This is a genomic window from Streptosporangium sp. NPDC002607, assembly GCF_053592655.1.
Window position 1 is genome coordinate 86,084 of sequence record NZ_JBSFWD010000008.1, and the last position, 21,251, is coordinate 107,334.

Here is a 21,251-nt window from a genome sequence, read left to right on the forward strand (position 1 = left end):
GTCATCGGCGCGGCTCCCAGCGGAAGATCCGGGAAGCCAGCGCGACGGCGACAACGACCCAGCTCAGCGTGGGCGCCAGGAGAACCAGGGACTCCGTGACGGGAACGCCGCCGTTCCAGGCGTTGACGACCAGTTCGGTGGCCGAGCCGCCGGGAAGCAGCCGCTTGAGCAGGGTGAGCTCCTCAGTGCCGGTGATCCCCACCCAGCTGGTCACGGCGATGGTGCCGAGGCTGATGGGCAGCGTGGTCACCTGGGCGTGCTCGGGGGAGTCCGTCAGTCCCGCCGTGGCCAGTCCCAGGCCGAGCATCATGATCACCATCGAGAGGACGGCCGCCGCCAGGAGGAGAATGTTGTCCGGCCGGCCGGTGACCACGGCCAGCACGGTCATGATCACGACCACCTGGACCAGCGAGATGACGGTGACCGGGAGCAGCAGCCCGGAGAGGATGCCGGCGTCGCTCGCCGCAGTGGAGCGCAACCGCTTGAGGAAGAGGTTCTGCCGGCGGGAGGCCAGCGTGGTCACCGCGGTGGTGTAGAGCCCGAACGCCCCCACGGTGAACATCACCACCGCCGCGATGTATCCGAGGCTGCCCAGGGCCGCGAAGCCCTCGTGCTGGTAGATGAAGAACGCGCTGACCACCGCGGGCATGACGACACTGGTGACCAGAACCAACCGGTTCCGGAAGATCTGGACCAGCTCACTGAGAGCGATCGAGAGCATGGCGAAGGTCCTTTTCCTGAAAGTCGGGGAGTGGTCTAGTCGCTGTCGAGGGCGCGGAAGACATCGTCGAGCCGGGTCGGTCCGGCTTGGAGTTCCCGCAGCTCCACCGCGTGGTCCTGCGCCCAGCGGAGCAGGGTGTACAGGTCCTTCTGCAAGCCGAAGGTCTCGATGAGGAACTTCCCGTCACTCTCGCGCGTGGCCTGCAGCGGCAGCGCCGGTGCGGGGGCCGCAAGGGAGAAGCGGATGGCGGCCGGCAGGGTCCGCGTCAGTTCGGAGACGGTCCCCTCCCGGTGGAAGGTGCCCTTGTGCATGAGACCGATGCGGTCGGCGTACTGCTGCGCCTCTTCCAGGTAGTGCGTGGTGAGAACGACGGTGGAGCCGTCTTCGCGCAGCTTGTTCACGGTGTCCCACAGATCGTCGCGGGACTGGATGTCCAGGCCGGTGGTGGGCTCGTCCAGGAAGATCAGCTCAGGCGTCCCGTACACGGCGGTGGCGAAGTCCAGACGCCGCTTCTCGCCGCCGGAGAGCTGGGACACCTTGATGCCGGCCTTGCGAGTGAGATTCACAACGCTGAGCACGCGTTCGACCGTGTCCGTGCGCTGGGTGAGTTTTCCGATCAGCCGGACCGATTCCTTCACCGTCAGGTCCGGGGAGAACCCGCTGTCCTGCAGCATGATGCCCATCCTGGGCCGCACGGCGCGCCGGTCTCGTGGACTCTGCCCGAAGACCCGCACGGTGCCCGAGGTGGCCGTACGGTGGCCTTCGATGGTCTCCAGGGTCGAGGTCTTCCCCGCCCCGTTCGTGCCGAGCAGAGCGTAGAGCTCTCCGCGCTCCACCTGGAAGGACAGGTCCTTCACGGCATGGAAGTCGCCGTAGGTGAGGTTCAGACGTTCAACGTCGATGACTGGTGTCGAGGACATGCTGTTGATCCCAGCAGCCGCCGCGCTCACCGGGCAGTGCGACCACGTCATGACCTCGCCATGACATTTCTTGGGTGAACGTATGACGCAGCGTCACTGGTGCCGCCACGAGACCGGAAGAATACTGGACAGACTCTGCTGTTCGATCCCGGAGAGCCACCCATGGGCACCGAACCCCTGCGCCTGGTCTGCGCGGCGTTCTTCCTCCACTACCTCGGCGTCGGTCTCTTGCCTGACGGCGGGGAGTCGTGGTTGGAGAACAACCAGTGGCTGATGTGGACGGCCGCGGTCCTCACTGTGGCGAGCGCTGTGGCGAGCGCTGTGGCGAGCGCTGTGGCGGTCCCGCTGTTCAGCCTGACGGCTCGGCGGCCAGGTGAGGACCGGTGAGGCCGGCCCGGGCAGCGGCACACCCGATGTCCGAGCACACCGAGGCGACGCGGGGACGGCTGCGCAGACTCAATCTCACCATGTTCCTCCCGCTGCTCGCTGTCGTAGGGGCGCTGCGGGTGGCGACCGATGCCCAGACCTGGTGGCACGTCATCGTCCTGGGTCTGGGCGTGGTCGCGGCCCTGGTGGCCTTCGTGTGGTGGGCGGCGCGCGACGTCTCCCGCGTCGCGCTCCCCTGCCTGATCATCGCCGCGGCCGTGTGGCTTCTCGGAGTGCTGGTGATGGACAGCAACTCGGCGTTCTACGGCATTTTGATCGTGGGCTCCCTCGCCGTCCCCCAGCTGCCGCGCCACCGAGGCTGGGCAGCCCTGGGGCTGATCGCCTACGTCGCCGTAGTAGGCGCGGCGAGGCTGTTGGTCACCCAGGAAGATCTCTCCGGTGTTCTGATCGGATACGTCATCGTTCCCGCGGGCGCCACAGCGGTGCTGACCGGCCTCATGTTCCCCAACCAGAGGTTCTACGGCCTCGTTGCGGAGCTGGAGGAGGCACGAGAACGCGAAGCGGAGCTGGCCGTCATCCGGGAGCGCATGCGTTTTGCCAGTGATCTGCACGATATCCAGGGCCACACGCTGCATGTGGTGAAGCTGAAGATCGCGCTGGCCCAGAAGCTGGTGCACAGCGACGCCGAACGAGTGGAGCAGGAACTGCGCGAGGTGCATGCCTTGGTCAGCGACACCATCACCCAGACCAAGGAGCTCGCCTACGCGCAGCGGCGGCTCAACCTGTCCGCTGAGCTGGAGAACGCGAAGAACCTCTTCGAGGCCGCGGGCATCCGCGTGCGCGTCGACCGTGAGGCCGAGGTCGACGCGCACGCAGGCGAGTTGCTCGGCCAGGTCCTGCGGGAGACGACGACCAACATCCTGCGGCATGCGCAGGCCGAGCAGGTGCGCATCACCCTGTCGGAGTCGGGCATCACCATCGTCAACGACGGCGTGCAAGAGGGTCCGCTGCCCGAACTGCGGGGGCTCGCCACGCTCAAGGAACGAGTGGTGGGCAACGGAGGCGAGCTGACGGTGGAGCAGAAAGACGGGCGTTTCCTGACGGCTGCGGCATTCCCGCACGGTCGTTCGGACGCTGCCCTCTAAAAGCGGGAAAGGACGACTGATGACCACCGTGGTACTCGCCGACGACGAGGCACTCCTCCGCAAAGCGCTGGCGTCGTTGCTCCCACTCGAGGGCGAGATCACCGTGCTCGCCGAAGCGGAAGAGGGTGCGGCGGCCGTCCAGGCCACGCTGCGACACCGGCCCGATGTGCTCGTCATCGATCTGGAGATGCCAGGTGTGGACGGACTCGGCGCTGTCGCGGAGATCCGCCGCGAGCGGCCGGAGCAGGTGATCCTCATGCTGACCCGCCATGCCAGGCCCGGCGTGCTGCGCAGGGCACTGAAGCTCGGAGTCCAGGGTTTCGTCAGCAAGTCCGCGGAACCGGCGCACATCGTTTCGGTCATCAAAACCCTGCACGAGGGCAGGCGATGGATCGACCCGGATGTCTCCGCACTCGCCGTCGTCGACGACTGCCCGCTCACCGACCGCGAGATCGATGTGCTGCGGGCGACCGGCGAAGGCTATTCGGCCGCCGACATCGCCACCCGACTTCACCTGGCAGAGGGCACGGTGCGCAACTACCTCTCGAATGCGATGCAGAAGACTCAGACCCGGACCCGGCACGAAGCGGCGCGGTACGCGCGTGAACACGACTGGCTGTGAGCGCCGATGGCGGGGGATTTGGAGATCGAGCAGTGGGTCTTCCTGGAGCGCTTTGAGGGAAAGGGGTACGCGTCCGTGCTCGATATCGACGTCGAGGATTTCGGCGGTGACCTCTTGGCCGATGGCCGATATCAGGCCCCTCGGCGGCGAACCCGACGCGTCCGTGGCGGACCGCGAACTCGCCGCCGATCCCCGCCGGGCGTCCCGTGGAGATGAACCGGGTGACCTCGCGATCACCCGCTCCGGCAGGACGGCACACCGGGACACCTCCCTGCTGCCGGCCGCCGGCCGCAGAGAGGTGTCGTACGCGGCTAGTAGCGGGGTTTGCGGCTCAGGGCCACGCCGGCTACCAGGAAGATGCCGCCGACGACTCCGGAACCGATGGCTCCGGGGGTGTTGGCGGGGGTGGTGCTGGCCTGGATGACGGCGGTGACGAGGCCCATCACCGCGCTGATGTAGCAGAAGATCGTGATGAAGATCTTGACGTTGGTGTTCACTGGATTCCTTCGGTGGGGTGACGGCCGTTCTGAGAGGCGTCGGGGGCGGTACCGGCTGCGGTGAACCCGAGGAGCATCACCCAGGCGTTGGGATCTGCGCGGAACCGGTTCCAGCGGTCGGCGGCGAGGGCGAACTCGCGGAGCGACAACACTCCGGCGGTCACGAGCGGCTGCAGCCGTCCTGGGCCGAGGTGGGGGGCGAAGTCATCCGTGGGCCGGGTGTCGTTGGTGGTGGCGAACGGGCGAAGGGCGACCTCCGTGAAGCCGGCGTCACGGAGCAGGCGGGTGAGACGGCGGCCGATCGTGCGATCACCGCCGGCGGCCTGCTGGGTCGCCGCCATCTTGGCGTGCACTCCCACCAGTTCCGGGTAGACCGGGTCGGCCAGCCCCCAGCAGGAGGCGTCCACCTCGGTGACCAGGATGCGGCCACCGGGGCGGAGGATCCTGCGTGCCTCGGCGAGGGCCGGTCCGGGATCGGGAAGGTGCTGAAGGACGTACCTGAGGAGTACGTATTGCGCGCTCGCCGTCTCCAGGGGCAGGTCGGCGGCATCGGCGACGATCAGTTCGGCGTCGGCGCCCTCGGCATGGGCGAGCAGGTCCGGGTCGATGTCCACGGCGACCAGTGACAACTCGGGCAGCGCCCGCCGCAGCCGCCTGGTGATCGCGCCGGACCCCGCGCCGATCTCGACCAGCGGGCCGCCCGACGCGGTCAGGCCCAGTTCGCGCAGCAGGCTCAGCTCCTCGTCGAACGAGAGCTCCGCCTGTGCCTCCAGCCGCGCCAGCTCTCCCGCCAGCCCACCCGCGGTGGTGGTGGCGGGGTTGTACGAACCGGCGTTCGGGGTCGGGGTGTTGGGATCCGGCCGGTCGGCGGGGCCGGGCGGACCCGCGTACGGCGGGGTGGCGGGGTGGTACGGACCGGCGTACGACCTCGGAGTACCGGAGTCCGGGGCCGGGGTGTCGAGAGCGGCGCCACGGTCGGTGACGGTGGCCGGGGGGTGCGGGGGTGTGGGGAGAGTGGTCATCGGGGGCTCACGATCATGTGCATGCCGTGCTTCGGCCGTAGCGTCACCAGCGCCTCCGGTTCCACCGGGAAGCCGGGTTCCAGCGTCAGCCGTACCGTCTGAGACAGCATCGCCAGGACCAGCGTCGCCTCGATCAGCGCCAGGTGCCGGCCGATGCAGACGCGCTCGCCGCCGCCGAACGGCAGGTACAGATGACTCGGGAGGTCGACGCCGTCGAAGCGGTCGGGTACGTACGCATCCGGGCGGTCCCAGTAGCGGGGGTCGCGGTGCAGAACCCACTGGCTGACGCAGACGAGCGTGCCCGGCCGTACCGGATGGCCGTCGAGCTCGTCGGGGCCGGTCGCACGGCGGGAGATCAGCCAGACCGGGGGGTACAGGCGCATCGCCTCCTGTACGGCCCGGCGGCAGAGCGGCAGGTCGGGCAGGTCCGCGGCCGTGGGCGGGCGTCCGCCCAGCACCCGGTCGACCTCGGCCCGGACCCGTTCCGCCTCTTCCGGATGGCGGTCCAGTAGATAGAAGGTCCAGGTCAGGGCCTTGGCGGTGGTCTCGTGACCGGCCATGATCAAAGTCAGCACCTGGTCGCGGAGGTCGGCGTCGGACAGGGCGCCGAGCATGGTGTCGAGCAGGGTGCCGGTGGCGGTGGGAGCGGCCCGGCGGGAGGCGATGACGGTGCGCGTCATCATGTCGAGCAGGGCGCGGGCGCGTGCGTACTCCCGCCGGCGGCGGCTCGTGTCCGCCGGGTCGGGGTCGGGGTCGGGTACGTAGTGGCCGATGAAGCGATTGACGGCGTCCACCGCGCGGCCGAACCCGTCGCCCGCCGCGCCGAGGTCCACGTCGAGCACCGCGCGGGTCAGGATCGACAGGGTCAGCGAGGTGAGGTGGTGGTCGATCGGCTGGGGTGCGCCGGTCTCCGCGGCGGCACGCCAGCGGGCCAGCAGCGCCGAGGTCTCGTCGGTGATGATCTGGTCGAAGGAGGCGACCGCGCTGCGGCGGAAGGCCGGGGCACAGAGCCGGCGCTGCCGCGCCCATTCCGCGCCGTCGCTGGTGAGCAGGCCGTTTCCGAGTAGCGGGCGGAGCATGTGGTCGTCGGGCGTGTTCTCCTTCGTGTAGTTACCGACGTTGTCCTTGAGGATGTGCCGGGCGAGATCCGGGCGATGCGCCATGAACACGGTCTCGCCGTTCGCGTGGTGGCCGGTGACGTCCCCGTAGCGACGGGCCAGGCCGGTCACGAACCCCAGTGGGTCGCTACGCATGCGTTCCATGTCCACCGGGCCGGGCGGTCCCGGGGGCAGCTGCGTGCTGGTAGTCGTCACCGACGCCTCCGCTTAACGGTGCTTAAGTATCTCTGATACGTATTCACGAGTACCGGATATACGTATTGAATGTCATTGATGAGCACATCCGTACTGTGGCATGCTGCTAATGTAACACTGCGTTGATGAACGTATCAATACTTACATCAATGGCGAATAACTTAAGTCTTGGTATGTGCCGCGCGCCATGCGACAGTCCTTTCAGTTGCCGACGCAGAAAGCAGCGGTAAACAAACAGAGGGAGAATGACATGGCGCTCGAACCGCAGGAGCGGGCGGAATTCATCAACGCCTACACCCGCACCCTCATCACCGCCTGGTCGGACGAGGAGTACGCGGCCCGGCTGAACGCGGACCCGCGCGCCGCGCTGGCCGAGTCCGGTCTGACCATCCCGGAGGACGCCGAGATCGTCATCGTGCGCCACATTCCCGAGGGGCACGAGGAGGGCAACCTGGACGTCCAGGTCGGCCTCTGGGAGGTCGGTCTGGCGACCGGCCAGTACGAGCTCCACATCCCCGAGACCCCGGTGGTCGACGCGGCCGAGCTCAGCGAGGGCGACCTGTCCGACATCGCGGCCGGCGCCGCCGACGCGGCCGCCTGCTACTACTGCTGCTGCCCGTGCTGCTGCTGCACCTGATTCACCGCATCTCCAGCATTCACTGAATTCACTGAATTCACTGGATTTCCAAAATCGCCATGCCGTTCCCGTTCCCGTCTCCATCGGAGGAGTAAGTCGATGGTTTCCGCCGCCGCGGAAAACGACCCGGTCGCTGTCACCGGCCTGAACAAGCGTTATGGAGAGCACCTGGTGCTCACCGATCTGAGCCTGCGGGTACACCGCGGCGAGGTGTTCGCCTTGCTCGGGCCGAACGGCGCGGGAAAGACCACGACCGTCGAAATACTGACGGGAGTACGGCGGCGGAGCGGTGGAGACGTGGAGGTCCTCGGCCAGGATCCGGCCAGGGACCCACGGGAATGGCGGGCGCGTATCGGGGTGGTCAGCCAATCCACCGGCGCCTACCCCGATCTCACCGTGGGTGAGGTGGTCAGGCAGTTCGCCGCCATGTACCCCAGGCCGCTGCCGCCCACGCAGGTGCTCGACATGGTCGGTCTGGGAACGTACGAGAAGAAGAAGACCACGGAGCTCTCCGGCGGCCAGCAGCGCCGTCTGGACGTGGCCGTCGGCGTGATCGGCGACCCCGAGTTGATCTTTCTGGACGAGCCCACCACCGGGCTCGATCCGGTCGCCCGCCGCGAGGCGTGGGACCTGGTGCGGTTCTTCGCCGCGCGCGGCTGCACCACGGTGCTCACCACCCACTACCTGGACGAGGCCGAGACGCTGGCCGCGCGGGTCGGTGTGATCGCGGGCGGCCGGCTGGTGGCCTGCGGACCGCCGAGCGAGCTGGGTGGGCGTGCGACGACCTCGGCCGCCGTGTCGTTCCGGCGCTCCGAGTCGCTGGCCGGCCGGGAACTCCCCGAGCTGCCCCGTGGAGCGGTGCTCGAACCGGGACCGACGGGCGCGGGTGACCTGGTCACCGTGCTGACCTCGGAGCCGACCCGGCTGGTGAGCCTGCTGGCGTCCTGGGCCGAGGCCGAGCTGCCCGAGCTGATCGTGCACCGTCCCACCCTGGAAGAGATCTACCTCAACCTCATCGACCGGCATCGACAACAGCCGGAGGAGAACAAGTGAGCCTCACCGATTCCGTTCGCGCCCCCGGCCGGGAACTCGGGGAGGGGTTGCTGCCCGGGCTGTGGCGGGCCAGTGTCGCCCGGTCGTCGGTCGAGCTGAAGTCGTTCTTCCGCAACAGGCAGTCCCTGGTCTTCACCCTCTTCTTTCCGGTGATCCTGCTTGTGGTGTTCGGCGCGATCTTCACCGGCAAGGTGGAGGGCACCCAGACCGATTTCCGGCAGGTCTTCATGGCGGGCATCGTGGCCGCCGGTGTGATGAGCACCGCCTTCTCCGGGCTGGCCATCAACATCGCCATCGAGCGGGACACCGGCCTCATCAGCAGGCTGGCCATGACGCCGATGCCCAAGCCCGCCTACTTCATCGGCAAGCTGGTCAAGGTCGTGGTGACCACCGTGGTGGAGACGGTGCTGCTGCTCGGCATCGCGGTGACCGCGTTCGGGTTGCCCTGGCCGAGCACCGCGCACCGCTGGTTCACCCTCGCCTGGGTGCTGACGCTGGGTACCGTCACCTGCGCGCTGGCCGGGATCGCCTACAGCGCGGCCATCCCGAACAGCCGGTCCGCCGCGGCGATCGTGACGCCGGTGTTCATGGTGCTGCAGTTCATCTCCGGGGTCTTCTACCCCTTTCACCAGCTTCCCGAGTGGATGCAGAACACGGCCGCGCTCTTCCCGGTGAAGTGGATGGCGCAGGGGTTCCGTTCGGTGTTCCTGCCGGACGGCTTCACTGTCGTGGAACCGGCGGGCGGGTGGGAGCTCGGCCGCATCGCGCTGGTCCTCGGACTGTGGGCGGTCGGCGGCCTGCTGCTGACCGCGCTGACGTTCGGCTGGCGCAACGCGCGTGTGCGCTGATCAGGTAAGCGATCGCAAGGGAGACTGACGCGTGACGGTAGGCACCCAGATCCGGTTCCCTGCCCACCTGGCTCACCCCTTCTCCCCCGCGGGACGGGCCGATCCCTATCCGGCCTACGACTGGCTGCGCGCCCGCGCTCCGGTCCACTACGACGCGGCGTCGCGGCTCTGGCTGGTGACCGGGCACGCCGACTGCGCCGCCGTACTGCGTGACCAGGGTTTCTCGGCGAGTGCCGGGCAGCAGGGGCGGGCGCGCGACGAGGAGTTGCCGCCGTCGATGCTCACCACGGACCCGCCCGATCACACCCGGTTGCGCGCGCCGGGGCTGCTGCTGCTCGGACCCGCGGCGATCGCGTCGGTGGCCGAGGCGATCGCCGCCGACGTGGACGGGCTTCTCGACCGGCTGGCGGAGCGGACCGTGGTCGACGCGGTCACGGAGATCGGGAGCCCGCTGGCCACCTCGGTCTTCCTGCGGCTGTTCGGGCTGGCGGAGAGCGACCGGAAGGTCTTCGCGCAGCTCGCCCAGGCGGCCTCGATCAATCTGGATCCGCTGGCCGGGCCGCAGGTGGCGGCGCTGGGCAGGTCGGCCATGGGAGAGCTGACCCGGTTCCTGGACGCGCACTGCGCGTCCGCGCCGCCCAGCCCGCTGGCCCGGCTGGCCGCCGACGACCGGCTGAGCAGGCGGGAGATGCTGGGGGTGCTCGGGCTGGCCGTGGTGGGCGGGTGGCAGCCGCTGGCCGAGGCGATCGGCAACGCGCTGTACTGGCTGCTGCCCCGGCCCGAGGCGCTGGCCGTACTGCGCGAGGGCGGCCGGGAGCCGGCGCGTACCGCGATGGACGAGTTGCTGCGGCTGGAGGCGCCCATTCCGTTCACGGCCAGGGTCGCGATCCGGAACGTGGCGCTGCCCGGGGGGCAGGTGCCCCAGGGGGCCAGGGTGCTGGCGATCGTGGCCGCCGCCAACCGGGATCCGGTCGTTTTCGAAAGGGCCGGGGAGCTGCTGCTCGACCGGACGCCCAACCCGCATCTGGCCTTTGGCGGAGGGCCGCACTTCTGCCTGGCGGCGCAGCTCGTCCGGCAGACCGGGGCGGTGCTGCTGGCCCGGCTGGCCGAGCGGTTCCCCGCCGCGTCGCTGGCCGATCCGGAGCCGGTCTGGGCCGCCACGCTGATCCCCCGGCGGCTGCGCGCCCTTCCGGTGCGGCTGGGAGGCGGGGATGCGTGCTGAGGTCCTCGTGATCGGCGCCGGCGTCAGCGGACTGACCTGTGCCGACCGCCTGGCCAGGGCCGGGGTGCGCACCGTGGTCCTTGAGGCCAGGTCACGGATCGGCGGGCGGATACTGACCTTCCGTCCCGCGGACGGCGGGCCCCCGCTGGAGCTGGGCGCGCAGGTCGTCCACGGTGACCGCAACCCCGTCCACGGGCTGGTGGAGACCGGGACGGCACCGCGGCCGACCGCGGCCCGGGTGATCAGCGGGCGGGTGGGCCGTCCCATGGGGGCGCTGGCCCGCACACCGCATCCGCCCTGGCTGCTGGAGGCCAGGCTGAACGCGGAGGGCGCCGAGGCCGGCGGGTCGGTGCACGGCTGGCTCGGCGACGTCGGCGGGCCTTACCCGGTGGCGAGCGAGTGGTTCCGGCAGATCTGGGCCGCGGACCCGGAGCGGCTCAGCGCCGCCGGTGTGGCCGCGGCCCAGCGGGGGGACGACGCCGGGCAGGGAGAGTACGTCGTGTCCGGCGGGTTCGACCTGCTGCCGCGACGGCTGGCGGCGGGGCTGGAGGTGCACACCGGACGCCCGGTCCAGGTGCTCGGCTGGTCGCCGGGACGGGTCGCCGCGCTGACGCAGTCCGGGACCGTGGAGGCGGAGCGGGTGGTGGTGACCGTGCCGCCCGCCGTGGTGACCCACGGCACGCTCACCATCAAGGATCTGCCCGAGCACAAGATCGAGGCCGCCCGGGAGCTGGCGGCGGGTGACGGCTGCTGCGTGGTCGCGACCCTGTCGGTGCCCGCGCCGGAGACCGCGTCGGTGTTCGACGCGGACGGGGTCAGCGGCTTCGTGAGCTGCCGCGAGGGGCGCCCCGAGGCGTTGATCGTGGCCAAGGACGCGGCGGCCGCCTGTGTGCGGGCCGCCACCGGTCCCGACCTGTCGGCCATGCTCACGGTGGCGCTGCCCTGGGCGGCGGGGGCCCGGGTGCTGGGCAGGCGGATCGCCGACTGGGGGGCCGACCCGTGGAGCCGGGGCGCGTTCACCGCGCCGCTGCTCGGCGCCGAGCGGGCTCCCGCGCGCTGGGCCGAGCCGGTCGCCGACACACTCTTCTTCGCGGGCGAGGCCACGGTCTCGGGAACGCGGCTGCCGTGGGTTCAGGGGGCGATCGCCAGCGGGGTGCTCGCCGCCGACCGGCTCCTGGAGGCGATGGGCTGATGACAGCGCAGTTGGGGACACCGCATTCCGGCTGGTACCTACCGGCCTTCACCTCCGAGCTGACAGCCGAGGTGACCCCCCTGGAGATCGGGACCCGGCGGCTGGTGGCCGTGCGGGACGAGACGGGGATCCGGGTCTTCGACGCCGACTGCCCGCATCGGGGCGCGCATCTCGGCTACGGGGGACGGCTCTCGGGTGACTGCCTGGTCTGCCCGTTCCACGGCCGCCGGATCGCGCTGGGCGACACCACCAGGCGGTGGTCGGTACGCGAGCACCACGTGATCGTCTCCGGCGAGGCCGTGTTCGTACGGCTCGCGGACACCCCTGACGACGACCGGGGACTCACCCGGGCGATCAAGGAGCTGGGCGGGACCCACCCGCTCACCGCGGCCGTGGTCAGGCCGGTGGACGTCGATCCGGCGATGATCGTGGAGAACGCCTTCGACATCGACCACTTCACCGAGGTGCACAAGGTGCCGCGGCTCCGCGGGATGGCGCATCGGGACGGGGACGAGGGCGAGCTGGTCATCGAGGGCGAGTTCGTCATGGGGGCCAAGCCGGGGAGCACCTCCGGTCCTTCGGTCACCCGGGCGCGCTTCCTGGCATGCGCCTACAGTCCCGGCGTGGTCGTCACCCGGTTCGGGCCGCCGGGGTGGGAGCAGGTCATCGTCACCGCCGCCGTGCCCCGGGAGAGCGGCGGGTGCGTGGCGCGGGTGGCGATCGGCGTCCGCCCCGAGCAGCAGGGCGAGCTGCCGCTGCTCATCAGCGGCAGCGAGCGGGCGCTGGCCGAGGACGCGGTGGTCTGGGAGCGGTTGAATCCTCGGGTGGTGCCCCGCTTCGACGGCGGGGACGCGGCCGTGGTGGCCTACCGGAGGTTCTGCGCGGGCTTTCGGGAGCCTGCGTGAGCGGGCTGCGCGTGGTCGAGTCGGGGACGGGTCCGGCGGTGCTGTGGGTGCACGGCTACACCATGGACCTCACCCTGTGGGAACCGCTGTGGAGGCTGCTGCCCGGCTGGCGGCACATCGGCGTGGATCTCCCCGGTCACGGCGGCTCCGAGCCGCTGCGGCCCGGTGTGACGCTGCCCGCCCTGGCGGTACGGCTGGCCGAGATCGCCTCGGCCGAGCGGGCGGACCGGGTCGTGGGGCTCTCCTTCGGCTCCTGCGTCGCGCTGCAGATGGCCCTGGAGGCGCCCGAGGTGGTGCGGCACCTGGTGCTCGCGGCGCCGACACTCGGCGGTGCGCCACCCGACCCCGCGGCCAGGCGGCGTTACCTGGAGCTCATGATGTTGCGCAGGGCGGGCGGCGCGCGGGAGCAGATGGCCGAGCTGTGGATGAGCTCCCCGCCGGACATCTTCCGCGGCACCGAGGCTCATCCGGAACTGCGTGCCCGGCTACGGGAGGTGATCGGCAGGCACTCCTGGGCCGAGCTGGACAGCGGGGCGATGGCGGGGCTCACCGCACATCGGCACTCGGCCGAGGATCTGATCCGGATCAGGGCCAGGACCACGGTGATCATCGGAGATTCGGACATGCCGGTCTTCGTAGACAATGCCAAGATGCTGGGAAAGACAGTGGCGCAATGCGATATTCGTACGATTCATAACTCCGGGCATCTCCCCCTGCTTGAGTGTCCGGAAATGTCGGCAAAAGCGGTATTTGCGGGACTGGCGTTATCTGAGAGAGTAGACACTGCTTGACCTGATTGTAAGAATGCCTAGATTAGGACACCCGTAAGGGGGGGATAGTTGCCCCTGTTATTGAGTTTCTTCGGTATGACCATCATGGTGCTGACCAAACTCGACCCCACCGACCTGGCGTTCCTGTTCGGCCCCCATCTGGTGGAGGCCGGCGAAGCACAACTGGTCGTGAAGCTTCTCACCAGTAAGGCCGCAGAGGGAGAACTGCTGGTCCAGCGTCCCGACGGGATGTTGCTGCAGCGTCGCGTGTTCCGGGGATGGAGCACCATGCCGCCACCGCTTCCTCCGTTCGCCGTACTCGACCATCTCTACCTGGTGATGCGTGCCGTCGTCATGACCAAGGACGACGTGACGGTCGCGCTGATCGGCAGTGCCTGCTCGCCCGGCGCCGGCGTGGCGGCCGCACTGGCCGGCCGGTCCTGGCGGCCGGTGTCGGGGCAACTCCTCGTGGTCGACCGGACCACCGGGCACACGCTCCCCTTCCACATCCCGCTGGACCTGCGCGGCGGCGCCCTGGAGTCGGCGAGGAGCGGCGGGCTGATCGGCCAACCGGACCCGGCGACCTGGCGGCAGGCTCATCCCGCACTGGCCGGGGAGTCCGTTCTGGTCCGCCCCGAGCGGCTGGGCCCGCCCGTCCCGATCACCGCCAGGCTCGCCCCGCCCACGCTGGTCAGGCTCTGCCAGGGAGACGACGACCGCTGCAGGCTTGAGCCCTGGTCGTTCCAGCCGCACATCTGGCCGCCGGCCGCCACGGAACTGGCCGACGCGCCCCGCTACCGGCTGCTCATGCCGGAGTTCGGCGGCGCGGAGGAGGCCGCGGCACTCATCGACGACAGGATCCAGAAGGAGCCCCCATGCCCCGGCGGACCGCGTACGGCCCGGGAACACCGTGCTGGGTTGATCACATCACCGTCGATCTGACCGGCGCGAAACAGTTCTACGGCGACCTCTTCGGCTGGGAGTTCACCAGGGAGAACAGCCGCGGCTACCACCTGATCACGTTGCGCGGAGAGATCATCGGTGGCCTCGGCCCCAGCCCGATGGGCCCGGCCTTCGGCTCGTCCTGGAACGTCTACCTGGCCGCCAAGGACCTCGGCCACACCCGGGCGGAGGTCGGGCGCCTGGGCGGCCGGATCGTGATGGGCCCGGTGCCCGCGGGCGAGAACGGCCGCCTCTGCCTGGCGGTCGACCCCTCAGGTGCGGCGGTCGGCTTCTGGGAGGGCGGCAGGGACGAGGGCGTGGTCCTGGTGGACGAGCCCGGCGCCCTGTGCGCCTGCGAGCTGCACACCTCCCGCCAGGAGGCGGCGACGGAGTTCTACCGGAGCCTGTACGGCGACGCGCCCCTGGTGATCCGCCCCTCCGCCAGGACCGGCTGGGTGCCGTTCTTCGGCGCCGGTGCCGGTGACGGTGCCAGCGCCAGTGACGGCGACGCCGCCGTCGCGGCGGCCCTGGCGGCCGGGGCCCGCCCGCTGGAAAGCGGCCTGCTCGCCGACCCGCTGGGCGCGGTCTTCGGCCTCACCAACCTGAATTAATCCATAAATGCGTATAAATACGTATTAACAATATTCACCGCACTTTGCGAGGATTCAACGGTTAGCAGTTTTCCTGCGGGAGGGGTATTCCATGGCGCCTGACGTGGTGGTCATAGGAGGGGGCCCGGCGGGAGCGATCTCCTCGGCGCTGCTGGCCCGGGCCGGCGCCCGGGTGCGCCTGCTGGAACGGGACTTCTTCCCCCGCTACCACATCGGCGAGTCGATCTCCTCCTCCTGCCGGGCCATCATCGACCTCGTCGGCGCGCGGGAGAAGGTCGAGGCCCGCGGCTACCAGGTCAAGGAGGGCCTGCTGCTCCGCTGGGGCGCGGAGCGCGACTGGACGATCAACTGGCCGGACCTCTTCGGCGACCAGGTTCGATCCTGGCAGGTGGACCGCGCCGACTTCGACGACGTCCTGCTCAAGCACGCCGCCGAGCAGGGCGTGCAGGTGGTCCACGGGGCCCGCGTGCGGAAGGTCGGCTTCGACGACGGCCGCGCCGTGGGCGTGGAATGGGTGCACGAAGGGCACCGCCAGGAGACCGCGGCCGACTTCGTGGTGGACGCCTCCGGCCGCGCCGGCGTGCTCTCCGCACAGCACTTCCGCAACCGGCGGCCGCACGACGTCTTCCGCAACGTCGCCATCTGGGGCTACTACCGGGGCGGCGCCCTGCTGCCCAGCACTCCCAGGGGCGGCATCAACGTGATCTCCTCCCCCAACGGCTGGTACTGGGTCATCCCGCTCAGCGGCGACGTCTACAGCGTGGGCTTCGTCACCCACAAGGACCAGTTCCTGGCCCGCAGGTCCGGGTTCTCCTCGCCGGACGAGATGTTCCTGACCCTGGTCGCGGAGTCGGAGACGGTGGCGGAACTGGTGGCGGGCGGCGACTTCCAGGGCGAGGTCCGCGTCGAGCAGGACTTCTCCTACTCGGCTGACAGCTTCTGCGGCCCCGGCTACTTCCTGGCGGGCGACTCCGCCTGCTTCCTGGACCCGCTGCTCTCCACCGGCGTGCACCTGGCCATGTACAGCGGCATGCTGGCGGCCGCGACCATCCTGTCCGCACACGCGGGGGAGGTCACCGAGCGCGAGGCGCTGGGATTCTACGAGTCCCACTACCGCAACGCCTACGGCCGGATGTTCTCCATGGTCGCCGGCTTCTACGAGCAGTACCGGGGCAGGAACAGCTACTTCTGGCTGGCGCAGCGCCTGGCCAGAGGCCAGTATCCGGAGCTGATGAGGAAGCGCGTCAGCGGTGCCCAGGCACCCCCCGACGGTGCCTTCGCCTCGATCACCGCGGGCCTGACCGACCTGGACGACGCCACCCGCGTCGGCGGTGCGGCCCCGCTGGACGCGATGGTGCTGGCCGGCGAGCTGACCGCGGGCCAGGACCGCGAGGACCGCGAGAACACCGACGGCACCGCCGACAGGCTGTACCTGGTCACCGAGCCGAGGCTGGGCATCGGACGGTCCACCGAGCCGGTGTCACCGCACTGATCAGGGGCCGGTCACAGTCCGAGGGCGGCGGCCAGCTGGTGCCGTCCTCGGATACCGAGCTTGCGGTAGATGCGGCCCAGGTGAGTGTCGATGGTGCGCTTGCTCAGGCAGAGCCGCTCGGCGACCTCCATGCTGCTCATGCCCTGCCGTACCAGCTCGACGACCCGCTGCTCGGCGGGGGTGAGCAGGATCTGGGCCTGCGGCGGCTGCGCGTCCGGCGCGTGCTCCGGGCTCGCCGACGGTTCGGCGGCGATCGTACGGGCCGCGGTGTGCTCGCCCAGCGCGTTGTACGCCTTGGCGGCGTGCGCGCGCCAGGGCAGGCAGGCGGGGTTGGTGATGCCCCGGGCGGAGAGCCGGTGCCCGCAGTCGAGGAACAGGCTCAGCGCGGTGACGTGGTCGCCCGCCGCCGCCGCGATCAGTCCCTGAACCTCCAGGATCAGGCTCTTGATCAGCGGATGGGCGTCCGCGGGCATCGTCATCTCACGTACCAGCTCCGCGGCGTCCTGCGCGCGGCCCATCCGGATCAGGGCCCGCGCGCCACAGGCGCGCGCCGCCGTGGTCAGCACCCGCGCGCCGATCCGCTCGGCCCCCTCCCGCGCGTCGAGCGCGTCCCGCAGGCTGTCGGCCGAGTCGCCCCGCCGGTGGCCGATATCGGCCCGCAGGAGCAGCCCGAGCGCGTGCAGATCCGGCTGGTCCCAGGTGCGGGCGTCCTGCAGGATCCTGCCGCACACGGCCAGCGCCTCCTCCGGCTGCCCCGTCCAGCCGAACGCCAGCGCGGCGCCCACCAGCCCGGTTCCCGCGGGCCGATCCCGGCGAGAGCGTTCCCGGGTGGCCCGCGTCGCCAGCCGCCTTGCGGTGCCCGGATACCGCCCGCTCGCCGCGACCATCGCCGCCAGCGCGCCGGCGAGCTCCTTCGCGGCCGAGTCCGGCACGCCCGAGGAGGCCATCCGCACCGACCTGCGCAACCCGGCGCGGTACCCGGACAGCACCCCCTGCGCGGTCAGCCGGAGCAGCGGCTCCCTCGGCGGGTCCGCCATGGCCGCCAGCTCGTGGGCCACGGTGACGAACGGCCGGACCCCCACCGTGCTGGCGACCAGCGCGGGGCTGGCCAGGTTCAGCAGCGACCTGGCCCGCCTGACGGGGTCGGGCGCGGTGCTGACCAGTGTCTCCGCGTGCCGGACGCAGGCGTCCAGGTCGTGGCGGAGCTCGACCGTGCCGAGCTGCAGGGTCAGCTCGTGAATGGTGGCCGGATCGTCGGAGCAGGCCAGCGCGCGGCGCAGGTAACGGGTCGCGTCGTCGTACTCGCGGGCCGCGACCGCCTCGGTGGCCGCCCTGCGCAGCACCGGAACGCCCCAGTCGGAATCGGTGAGCATCAGGTGCTCGGCGGTCTGGGCGGCCGGCGCGCCCAGCCTGGCCAGCAGCGCGGCCCCGCGTTCGTGCAGGCCGAGCCGGGTCTGGTTGTCGATGCGCGACAGTACGGCCGTGCGGATCAGGGGGTTGTGGAACCGTACGGGCGACCCCGCCGTGATCAGACCCGCCTGGGCGAGGGCCCGGCGGGCCTGCCGGATCTGCGGCTCGCCCTGACTCAGCAGGATCGCCGCCACGGTGACGTCGGTGTCCGGTCCCATGACGGCGAGCTGGGTGAGCAGTTCGTAGGCCACCGGGTCGTGGTCGTGCAGCCATTCGAGCACGGTGGCGGACAGGGCCGCCGTGCCGATCTCCAGCACCTGGTCGGGGTCGGGCTCGCCCGGGCTGATCCTGGCCTGCCGCATCCGGCTGGTCAGCTGGCGCAGCACCAGCGGGTTCCCCTGCGAGAGCGTGTGACAGAGCGCGGCCAGCTCCACATCGGGCGGCGCACCCAGCGCCTCGGCGACGAAGTCGGCCGTGCAGGTGGCGCAGAACGGTCTGAGCTGGACGAACCGCGCGTACGGCAGCTTGGCCAGATCCGTGCCCAGCCCGGCCGGGGGGCTGCCGGGCAGCGTGGCGATCATCATCACCGGCAGGTCGTCCAGGCGGCGCGCGATATAGGAGAACCAGCGCAGCGACGGCATGTCGGCGAAGGACAGGTCGTCGATCGCGATGACCACCGGCTGCTCCGCGACCAGGTCGCGGGTCATGTGGAACAGGCTGATCAGCAGGTCCTGGGTGGCGGCGCCGTCATCGTCGGCGGCGCGGTCGAACTGCCCGCGGGGCCGCTCGCCGGCGGACATCACCGGGTCGAAGAGCTGGCGGACCATACCGTAGGCGAAATGGCTCTCGCTCGGATGACAGCGTGCCCGCAGCACCAGACTGCGCGGGGGAAGCATTTCAGTCATGGCGCCGAGCAGGGAACTCTTGCCCATTCCGTTTCCGCCCAGGATCGCCGCGACGGTAGGGCGGCCGGACCGTAGTTCGTCGAGAGCCTCTCGGAAGACAGCCAGTTCTCTGTCTCTGTGAAGAAGCGGTGCCATACCTCATCGTCCCATTCTCCCGATACGGATCTCAACGGGTTCGGTGCCCGTCTTTCTCGGCGGTACCGGTTCAGAAGTGGGCCACGGGCGCCGATCCCGGGCGTCCGGCGCGGTGATACCGAGGCGAATACGTCGGCGCCCTAAGTATCGGCCGCGCGATGCGTACGATTTTTTGCGCATTCACCATCCAGGTCCCCCCGTGTTTAAATCCGCACTGAAGAGGGTTGTCGAGAGCTTGTTATAAAAAGGCGGATGCTGATGGAGAGTCCACGACTAAAGGCCCATTTCCATGTCGAGGTCGTGGACGGATCCCGGGTCTTCCTGTTCGCCGAGGGGAAGGACTTCCTGGTGCCGGGGAAGGCCGCCGTGGCGGTGCTCCCCTACCTCGACGGCCGCAGGAGCGTGAGTGAGATCGTCCAGGAGCTGTCCGGGAGCGTGCCATTCACCACGGTGCTGACCACGCTGCGCCGCTACGAGGCGGCGGGGCACCTCGCGGAGGGCAGGCCGGACCTGCCGGAGAAGGTGCTGGCCTACTGGGACGCGCTGGGCATCGATCCGGCGGCCGTCACGAAGGGCACGCCGGTCACCGTCGCGGCCGCCGAGGGGGTGGACGCCACACCGGTCACGGCCGCCCTGACCGAGCTGGGGTTGAAGGTGCTCACCGGCGCGATCGACGAGGTGCCCGCCGAGGGGGTCTCGGTCGTGCTCGTGGACGACTACCTCGACCCGGCCCTGGAGCGCCGCAACGCGTCGCAGCTGGCATCCGGACTCCCCTGGCTGCTGGCCAAACCGGGCGGTGTCAGCCCGTGGCTCGGCCCCTTCCTCGATCCCGACCACACGGGCTGCTGGTCGTGCCTGGCGCAACGGCTCAGCGGCAACCGCCAGCTGGAGCGCTACCTGGCGGGGAAGCGGGGCGAGCGGACGCCGTTCCACCCGGTGCGCGCGCAGATCGCGGCCGGACCGCTGGCGCTGGCCGGGATGCTGGCGGCCGAGGTCGCCAGGATCGTGGCGACCGGCGAGCCGGGTGCGCTCTGCGGTCAGATGGTCGCCCTCGACCTGGCGACCATGGAGACCAGCAGGCACATACTGATCCGCCAGCCGCAGTGTCCCTCGTGCGGCACGCCGTCCGACGGCAACCCCAAGATCGTGCTCGCCCCGCGGCAGGCCAACCACGTCACCGACGGCGGTTACCGGGTCAACCAGCCACAGGAGACGTTCGCGCGGCTGGAGCGGCACATCAGCCCCCACCTGGGCGCGATCACCAAGCTGGTCTCGATCGGTGCCGACCCCAGCGGCCTGACCTACAGCTACGCCGCCGGCCACAACTTCGCCATGGTCAACGACAGCATGGACCTGCTCCGCCGCAACCTGCGCGGGCAGAGCGGCGGCAAGGGGCGCTCGGAGATCCAGGCGAAGGTCAGCGCGGTCTGCGAGGCGATCGAACGGTACTCGGGGGTCTGGCGGGGGGACGAGGTGGTCATCCAGGCCGCCTACGCCGACCTGGATCCGGCGACCGCGGTGCACCCCGACCGGTTGCTGCTCTTCTCCGACGAGCAGCGGGCCGGGCGCAAGGAGTGGAACGCCGACCCGGCGCACCGGCTGCAGCAGGTGCCCGACCCGTTCGAGGAGAACGTGCCGTTCGACTGGTCGCGGGCCTGGTCGCTGACCCGCGACGAGGAACGGCTGGTCCCCGCCGCCTACGCCTGGTACGGCCACCCCGACCTCTACCGCCACTTCTTCTGCATCGCCGACTCCAACGGCAGCGCGGCGGGCAACACCCTGGAGGAGGCCATCCTGCAGGGCATCTGCGAGCTGGTCGAGCGCGACTCCGTGGCGCTGTGGTGGTACAACCGGCTGCGCCGCCCCGCCTTCGACCTCGACTCGCTGAACGACCCCTACGTGGGCGAGCTGCGTGACTTCTACGGGGCCATGGACCGTGACCTGTGGATGCTCGACCTCACCACCGACGTGGGCATCCCGGTGTACGCCGCGGTCTCCCGGCGCCGCCACGAGGTGGAGGACATCATGGTCGGCTTCGGCTGCCACCCCGATCCGCGCATCGCGGCGTTCCGCGCGCTCACCGAGCTCAACCAGTTCCTGCCGACCGTGGAACGGCGTGACGAGCAGGGCAACACGCTCTACCGGGTGGACGACCCGGAGATGCTGGCCTGGTGCAAGGAGGCCAGGCTGGAGGGGGAGCCCTGGCTGCTGCCTGCGGAGGACCTCGCACCGGTCACCGTCGGCCCGCCCGCCCCCACCGACCTGGCCGTGTGCGTGCGCCGATGCGTGGACTCGATCGAGGCGGCGGGATCCGAAGTGATCGTCCTCGACCAGACCCGTCCCGACCTGGACCTGAACGTCGTCAAGGTGATGGCGCCCGGCCTGCGGCACTTCTGGCGCCGCCTGGCACCGGGCCGCCTCTACGACGCACCGGTACGGCTCGGCTGGCTCGACCGGCCGACCCCCCAGGACGAGATCAACTCCTGGAACGTGTTCTTCTAA

Annotated in this window: 20 protein-coding genes; 14 read left to right on the forward strand and 6 right to left on the reverse strand. The window is 70.3% G+C overall.

What is annotated here, in order from left to right:
- Nucleotide 1: 1 nt before the first annotated feature.
- Nucleotides 2-721, reverse strand: coding sequence for an ABC transporter permease (locus tag ACWD3H_RS11890; protein WP_355548850.1), 720 nt, complete (start codon nucleotides 719-721; stop codon nucleotides 2-4).
- Between the two features lie 35 nt (nucleotides 722-756).
- Nucleotides 757-1,641: an ABC transporter ATP-binding protein gene (locus tag ACWD3H_RS11895; protein WP_451954930.1), complete on the reverse strand. Its 885-nt coding sequence runs from the start codon at nucleotides 1,639-1,641 to the stop codon at nucleotides 757-759.
- A 162-nt stretch (nucleotides 1,642-1,803) separates the two neighbouring features.
- Between ACWD3H_RS11895 and ACWD3H_RS11900 the strand changes: the two genes are divergently transcribed.
- The 3 genes from ACWD3H_RS11900 to ACWD3H_RS11910 are packed head-to-tail and all read left to right on the forward strand — an operon-like array spanning nucleotide 1,804 to nucleotide 3,795.
- Nucleotides 1,804-2,028, forward strand: a complete 225-nt coding sequence (locus ACWD3H_RS11900; RefSeq protein WP_451954931.1) for a hypothetical protein — start codon at nucleotides 1,804-1,806, stop codon at nucleotides 2,026-2,028.
- Between the two features lie 26 nt (nucleotides 2,029-2,054).
- Nucleotides 2,055-3,173, forward strand: a complete 1,119-nt coding sequence (locus tag ACWD3H_RS11905) for a sensor histidine kinase (protein ID WP_451954932.1) — start codon at nucleotides 2,055-2,057, stop codon at nucleotides 3,171-3,173.
- Nucleotides 3,174-3,192: 19 nt separating this feature from the next.
- Nucleotides 3,193-3,795, forward strand: a complete 603-nt coding sequence (locus tag ACWD3H_RS11910) for a response regulator transcription factor (protein WP_355548838.1) — start codon at nucleotides 3,193-3,195, stop codon at nucleotides 3,793-3,795.
- Nucleotides 3,796-4,106: 311 nt separating this feature from the next.
- Here ACWD3H_RS11910 and ACWD3H_RS11915 read toward each other — a convergent pair whose 3' ends face one another.
- Genes ACWD3H_RS11915 through ACWD3H_RS11925 form a run of 3 tightly spaced genes read right to left on the reverse strand, consistent with a single transcriptional unit; the run spans nucleotide 4,107 to nucleotide 6,627 of the window.
- Nucleotides 4,107-4,292 carry a hypothetical protein gene (locus tag ACWD3H_RS11915; RefSeq protein ID WP_030913265.1) on the reverse strand — a complete coding sequence of 62 codons (186 nt, stop codon included), beginning with the start codon at nucleotides 4,290-4,292 and terminating at the stop codon, nucleotides 4,107-4,109.
- The gene (locus ACWD3H_RS11920; protein WP_451954933.1) at nucleotides 4,289-5,314 is read right to left on the reverse strand and encodes a class I SAM-dependent methyltransferase; all 1,026 of its coding nucleotides are present in this window, start codon (nucleotides 5,312-5,314) and stop codon (nucleotides 4,289-4,291) included. The genes ACWD3H_RS11915 and ACWD3H_RS11920 overlap by 4 nt, the downstream gene beginning before the upstream one ends.
- Nucleotides 5,311-6,627, reverse strand: coding sequence for a cytochrome P450 (locus tag ACWD3H_RS11925; protein ID WP_355548831.1), 1,317 nt, complete (start codon nucleotides 6,625-6,627; stop codon nucleotides 5,311-5,313). Before ACWD3H_RS11925 ends, ACWD3H_RS11920 begins: the two co-directional genes overlap by 4 nt.
- A gap of 250 nt (nucleotides 6,628-6,877) precedes the next feature.
- On the opposite strand from ACWD3H_RS11925, the gene ACWD3H_RS11930 reads away from it, so the two are divergent.
- The 10 genes from ACWD3H_RS11930 (at nucleotide 6,878) to ACWD3H_RS11975 (ending at nucleotide 16,299) form a co-directional block, all read left to right on the forward strand.
- On the forward strand, nucleotides 6,878-7,264 hold the full coding sequence (locus ACWD3H_RS11930) for a hypothetical protein (protein ID WP_350912396.1): 387 nt from the start codon (nucleotides 6,878-6,880) through the stop codon (nucleotides 7,262-7,264).
- A gap of 99 nt (nucleotides 7,265-7,363) precedes the next feature.
- Nucleotides 7,364-8,317, forward strand: coding sequence for an ABC transporter ATP-binding protein (locus ACWD3H_RS11935; RefSeq protein WP_451954934.1), 954 nt, complete (start codon nucleotides 7,364-7,366; stop codon nucleotides 8,315-8,317).
- Nucleotides 8,314-9,165 carry an ABC transporter permease gene (locus ACWD3H_RS11940; protein ID WP_355548823.1) on the forward strand — a complete coding sequence of 284 codons (852 nt, stop codon included), beginning with the start codon at nucleotides 8,314-8,316 and terminating at the stop codon, nucleotides 9,163-9,165. The genes ACWD3H_RS11935 and ACWD3H_RS11940 overlap by 4 nt, the downstream gene beginning before the upstream one ends.
- 31 nt (nucleotides 9,166-9,196) lie before the next feature.
- A complete protein-coding gene (locus ACWD3H_RS11945; protein ID WP_451954935.1) occupies nucleotides 9,197-10,387 on the forward strand; it encodes a cytochrome P450 in 1,191 nt (396 codons plus the stop codon).
- A complete protein-coding gene (locus ACWD3H_RS11950) occupies nucleotides 10,377-11,579 on the forward strand; it encodes a flavin monoamine oxidase family protein (protein ID WP_451954936.1) in 1,203 nt (400 codons plus the stop codon). The genes ACWD3H_RS11945 and ACWD3H_RS11950 overlap by 11 nt, the downstream gene beginning before the upstream one ends.
- Complete coding sequence (locus ACWD3H_RS11955) at nucleotides 11,579-12,484, forward strand: Rieske 2Fe-2S domain-containing protein (RefSeq protein WP_451954937.1); 906 nt, start codon at nucleotides 11,579-11,581, stop codon at nucleotides 12,482-12,484. The genes ACWD3H_RS11950 and ACWD3H_RS11955 overlap by 1 nt, the downstream gene beginning before the upstream one ends.
- The gene (locus ACWD3H_RS11960) at nucleotides 12,481-13,275 is read left to right on the forward strand and encodes an alpha/beta fold hydrolase (RefSeq protein WP_451954938.1); all 795 of its coding nucleotides are present in this window, start codon (nucleotides 12,481-12,483) and stop codon (nucleotides 13,273-13,275) included. Before ACWD3H_RS11955 ends, ACWD3H_RS11960 begins: the two co-directional genes overlap by 4 nt.
- 75 nt (nucleotides 13,276-13,350) lie before the next feature.
- Nucleotides 13,351-14,196: a hypothetical protein gene (locus ACWD3H_RS11965; RefSeq protein WP_451954939.1), complete on the forward strand. Its 846-nt coding sequence runs from the start codon at nucleotides 13,351-13,353 to the stop codon at nucleotides 14,194-14,196.
- Nucleotides 14,130-14,807 carry a VOC family protein gene (locus tag ACWD3H_RS11970; protein ID WP_451954940.1) on the forward strand — a complete coding sequence of 226 codons (678 nt, stop codon included), beginning with the start codon at nucleotides 14,130-14,132 and terminating at the stop codon, nucleotides 14,805-14,807. The genes ACWD3H_RS11965 and ACWD3H_RS11970 overlap by 67 nt, the downstream gene beginning before the upstream one ends.
- Nucleotides 14,808-14,898: 91 nt before the next feature.
- Complete coding sequence (locus ACWD3H_RS11975) at nucleotides 14,899-16,299, forward strand: NAD(P)/FAD-dependent oxidoreductase (protein WP_451954941.1); 1,401 nt, start codon at nucleotides 14,899-14,901, stop codon at nucleotides 16,297-16,299.
- A gap of 11 nt (nucleotides 16,300-16,310) precedes the next feature.
- Here the strand turns inward: ACWD3H_RS11975 and ACWD3H_RS11980 are convergent, their stop codons facing one another.
- Nucleotides 16,311-18,749, reverse strand: coding sequence for an ATP-binding protein (locus ACWD3H_RS11980; protein WP_451954942.1), 2,439 nt, complete (start codon nucleotides 18,747-18,749; stop codon nucleotides 16,311-16,313).
- A 252-nt stretch (nucleotides 18,750-19,001) separates the two neighbouring features.
- Between ACWD3H_RS11980 and ACWD3H_RS11985 the strand changes: the two genes are divergently transcribed.
- Nucleotides 19,002-21,251 carry a TOMM precursor leader peptide-binding protein gene (locus tag ACWD3H_RS11985; protein ID WP_355548796.1) on the forward strand — a complete coding sequence of 750 codons (2,250 nt, stop codon included), beginning with the start codon at nucleotides 19,002-19,004 and terminating at the stop codon, nucleotides 21,249-21,251.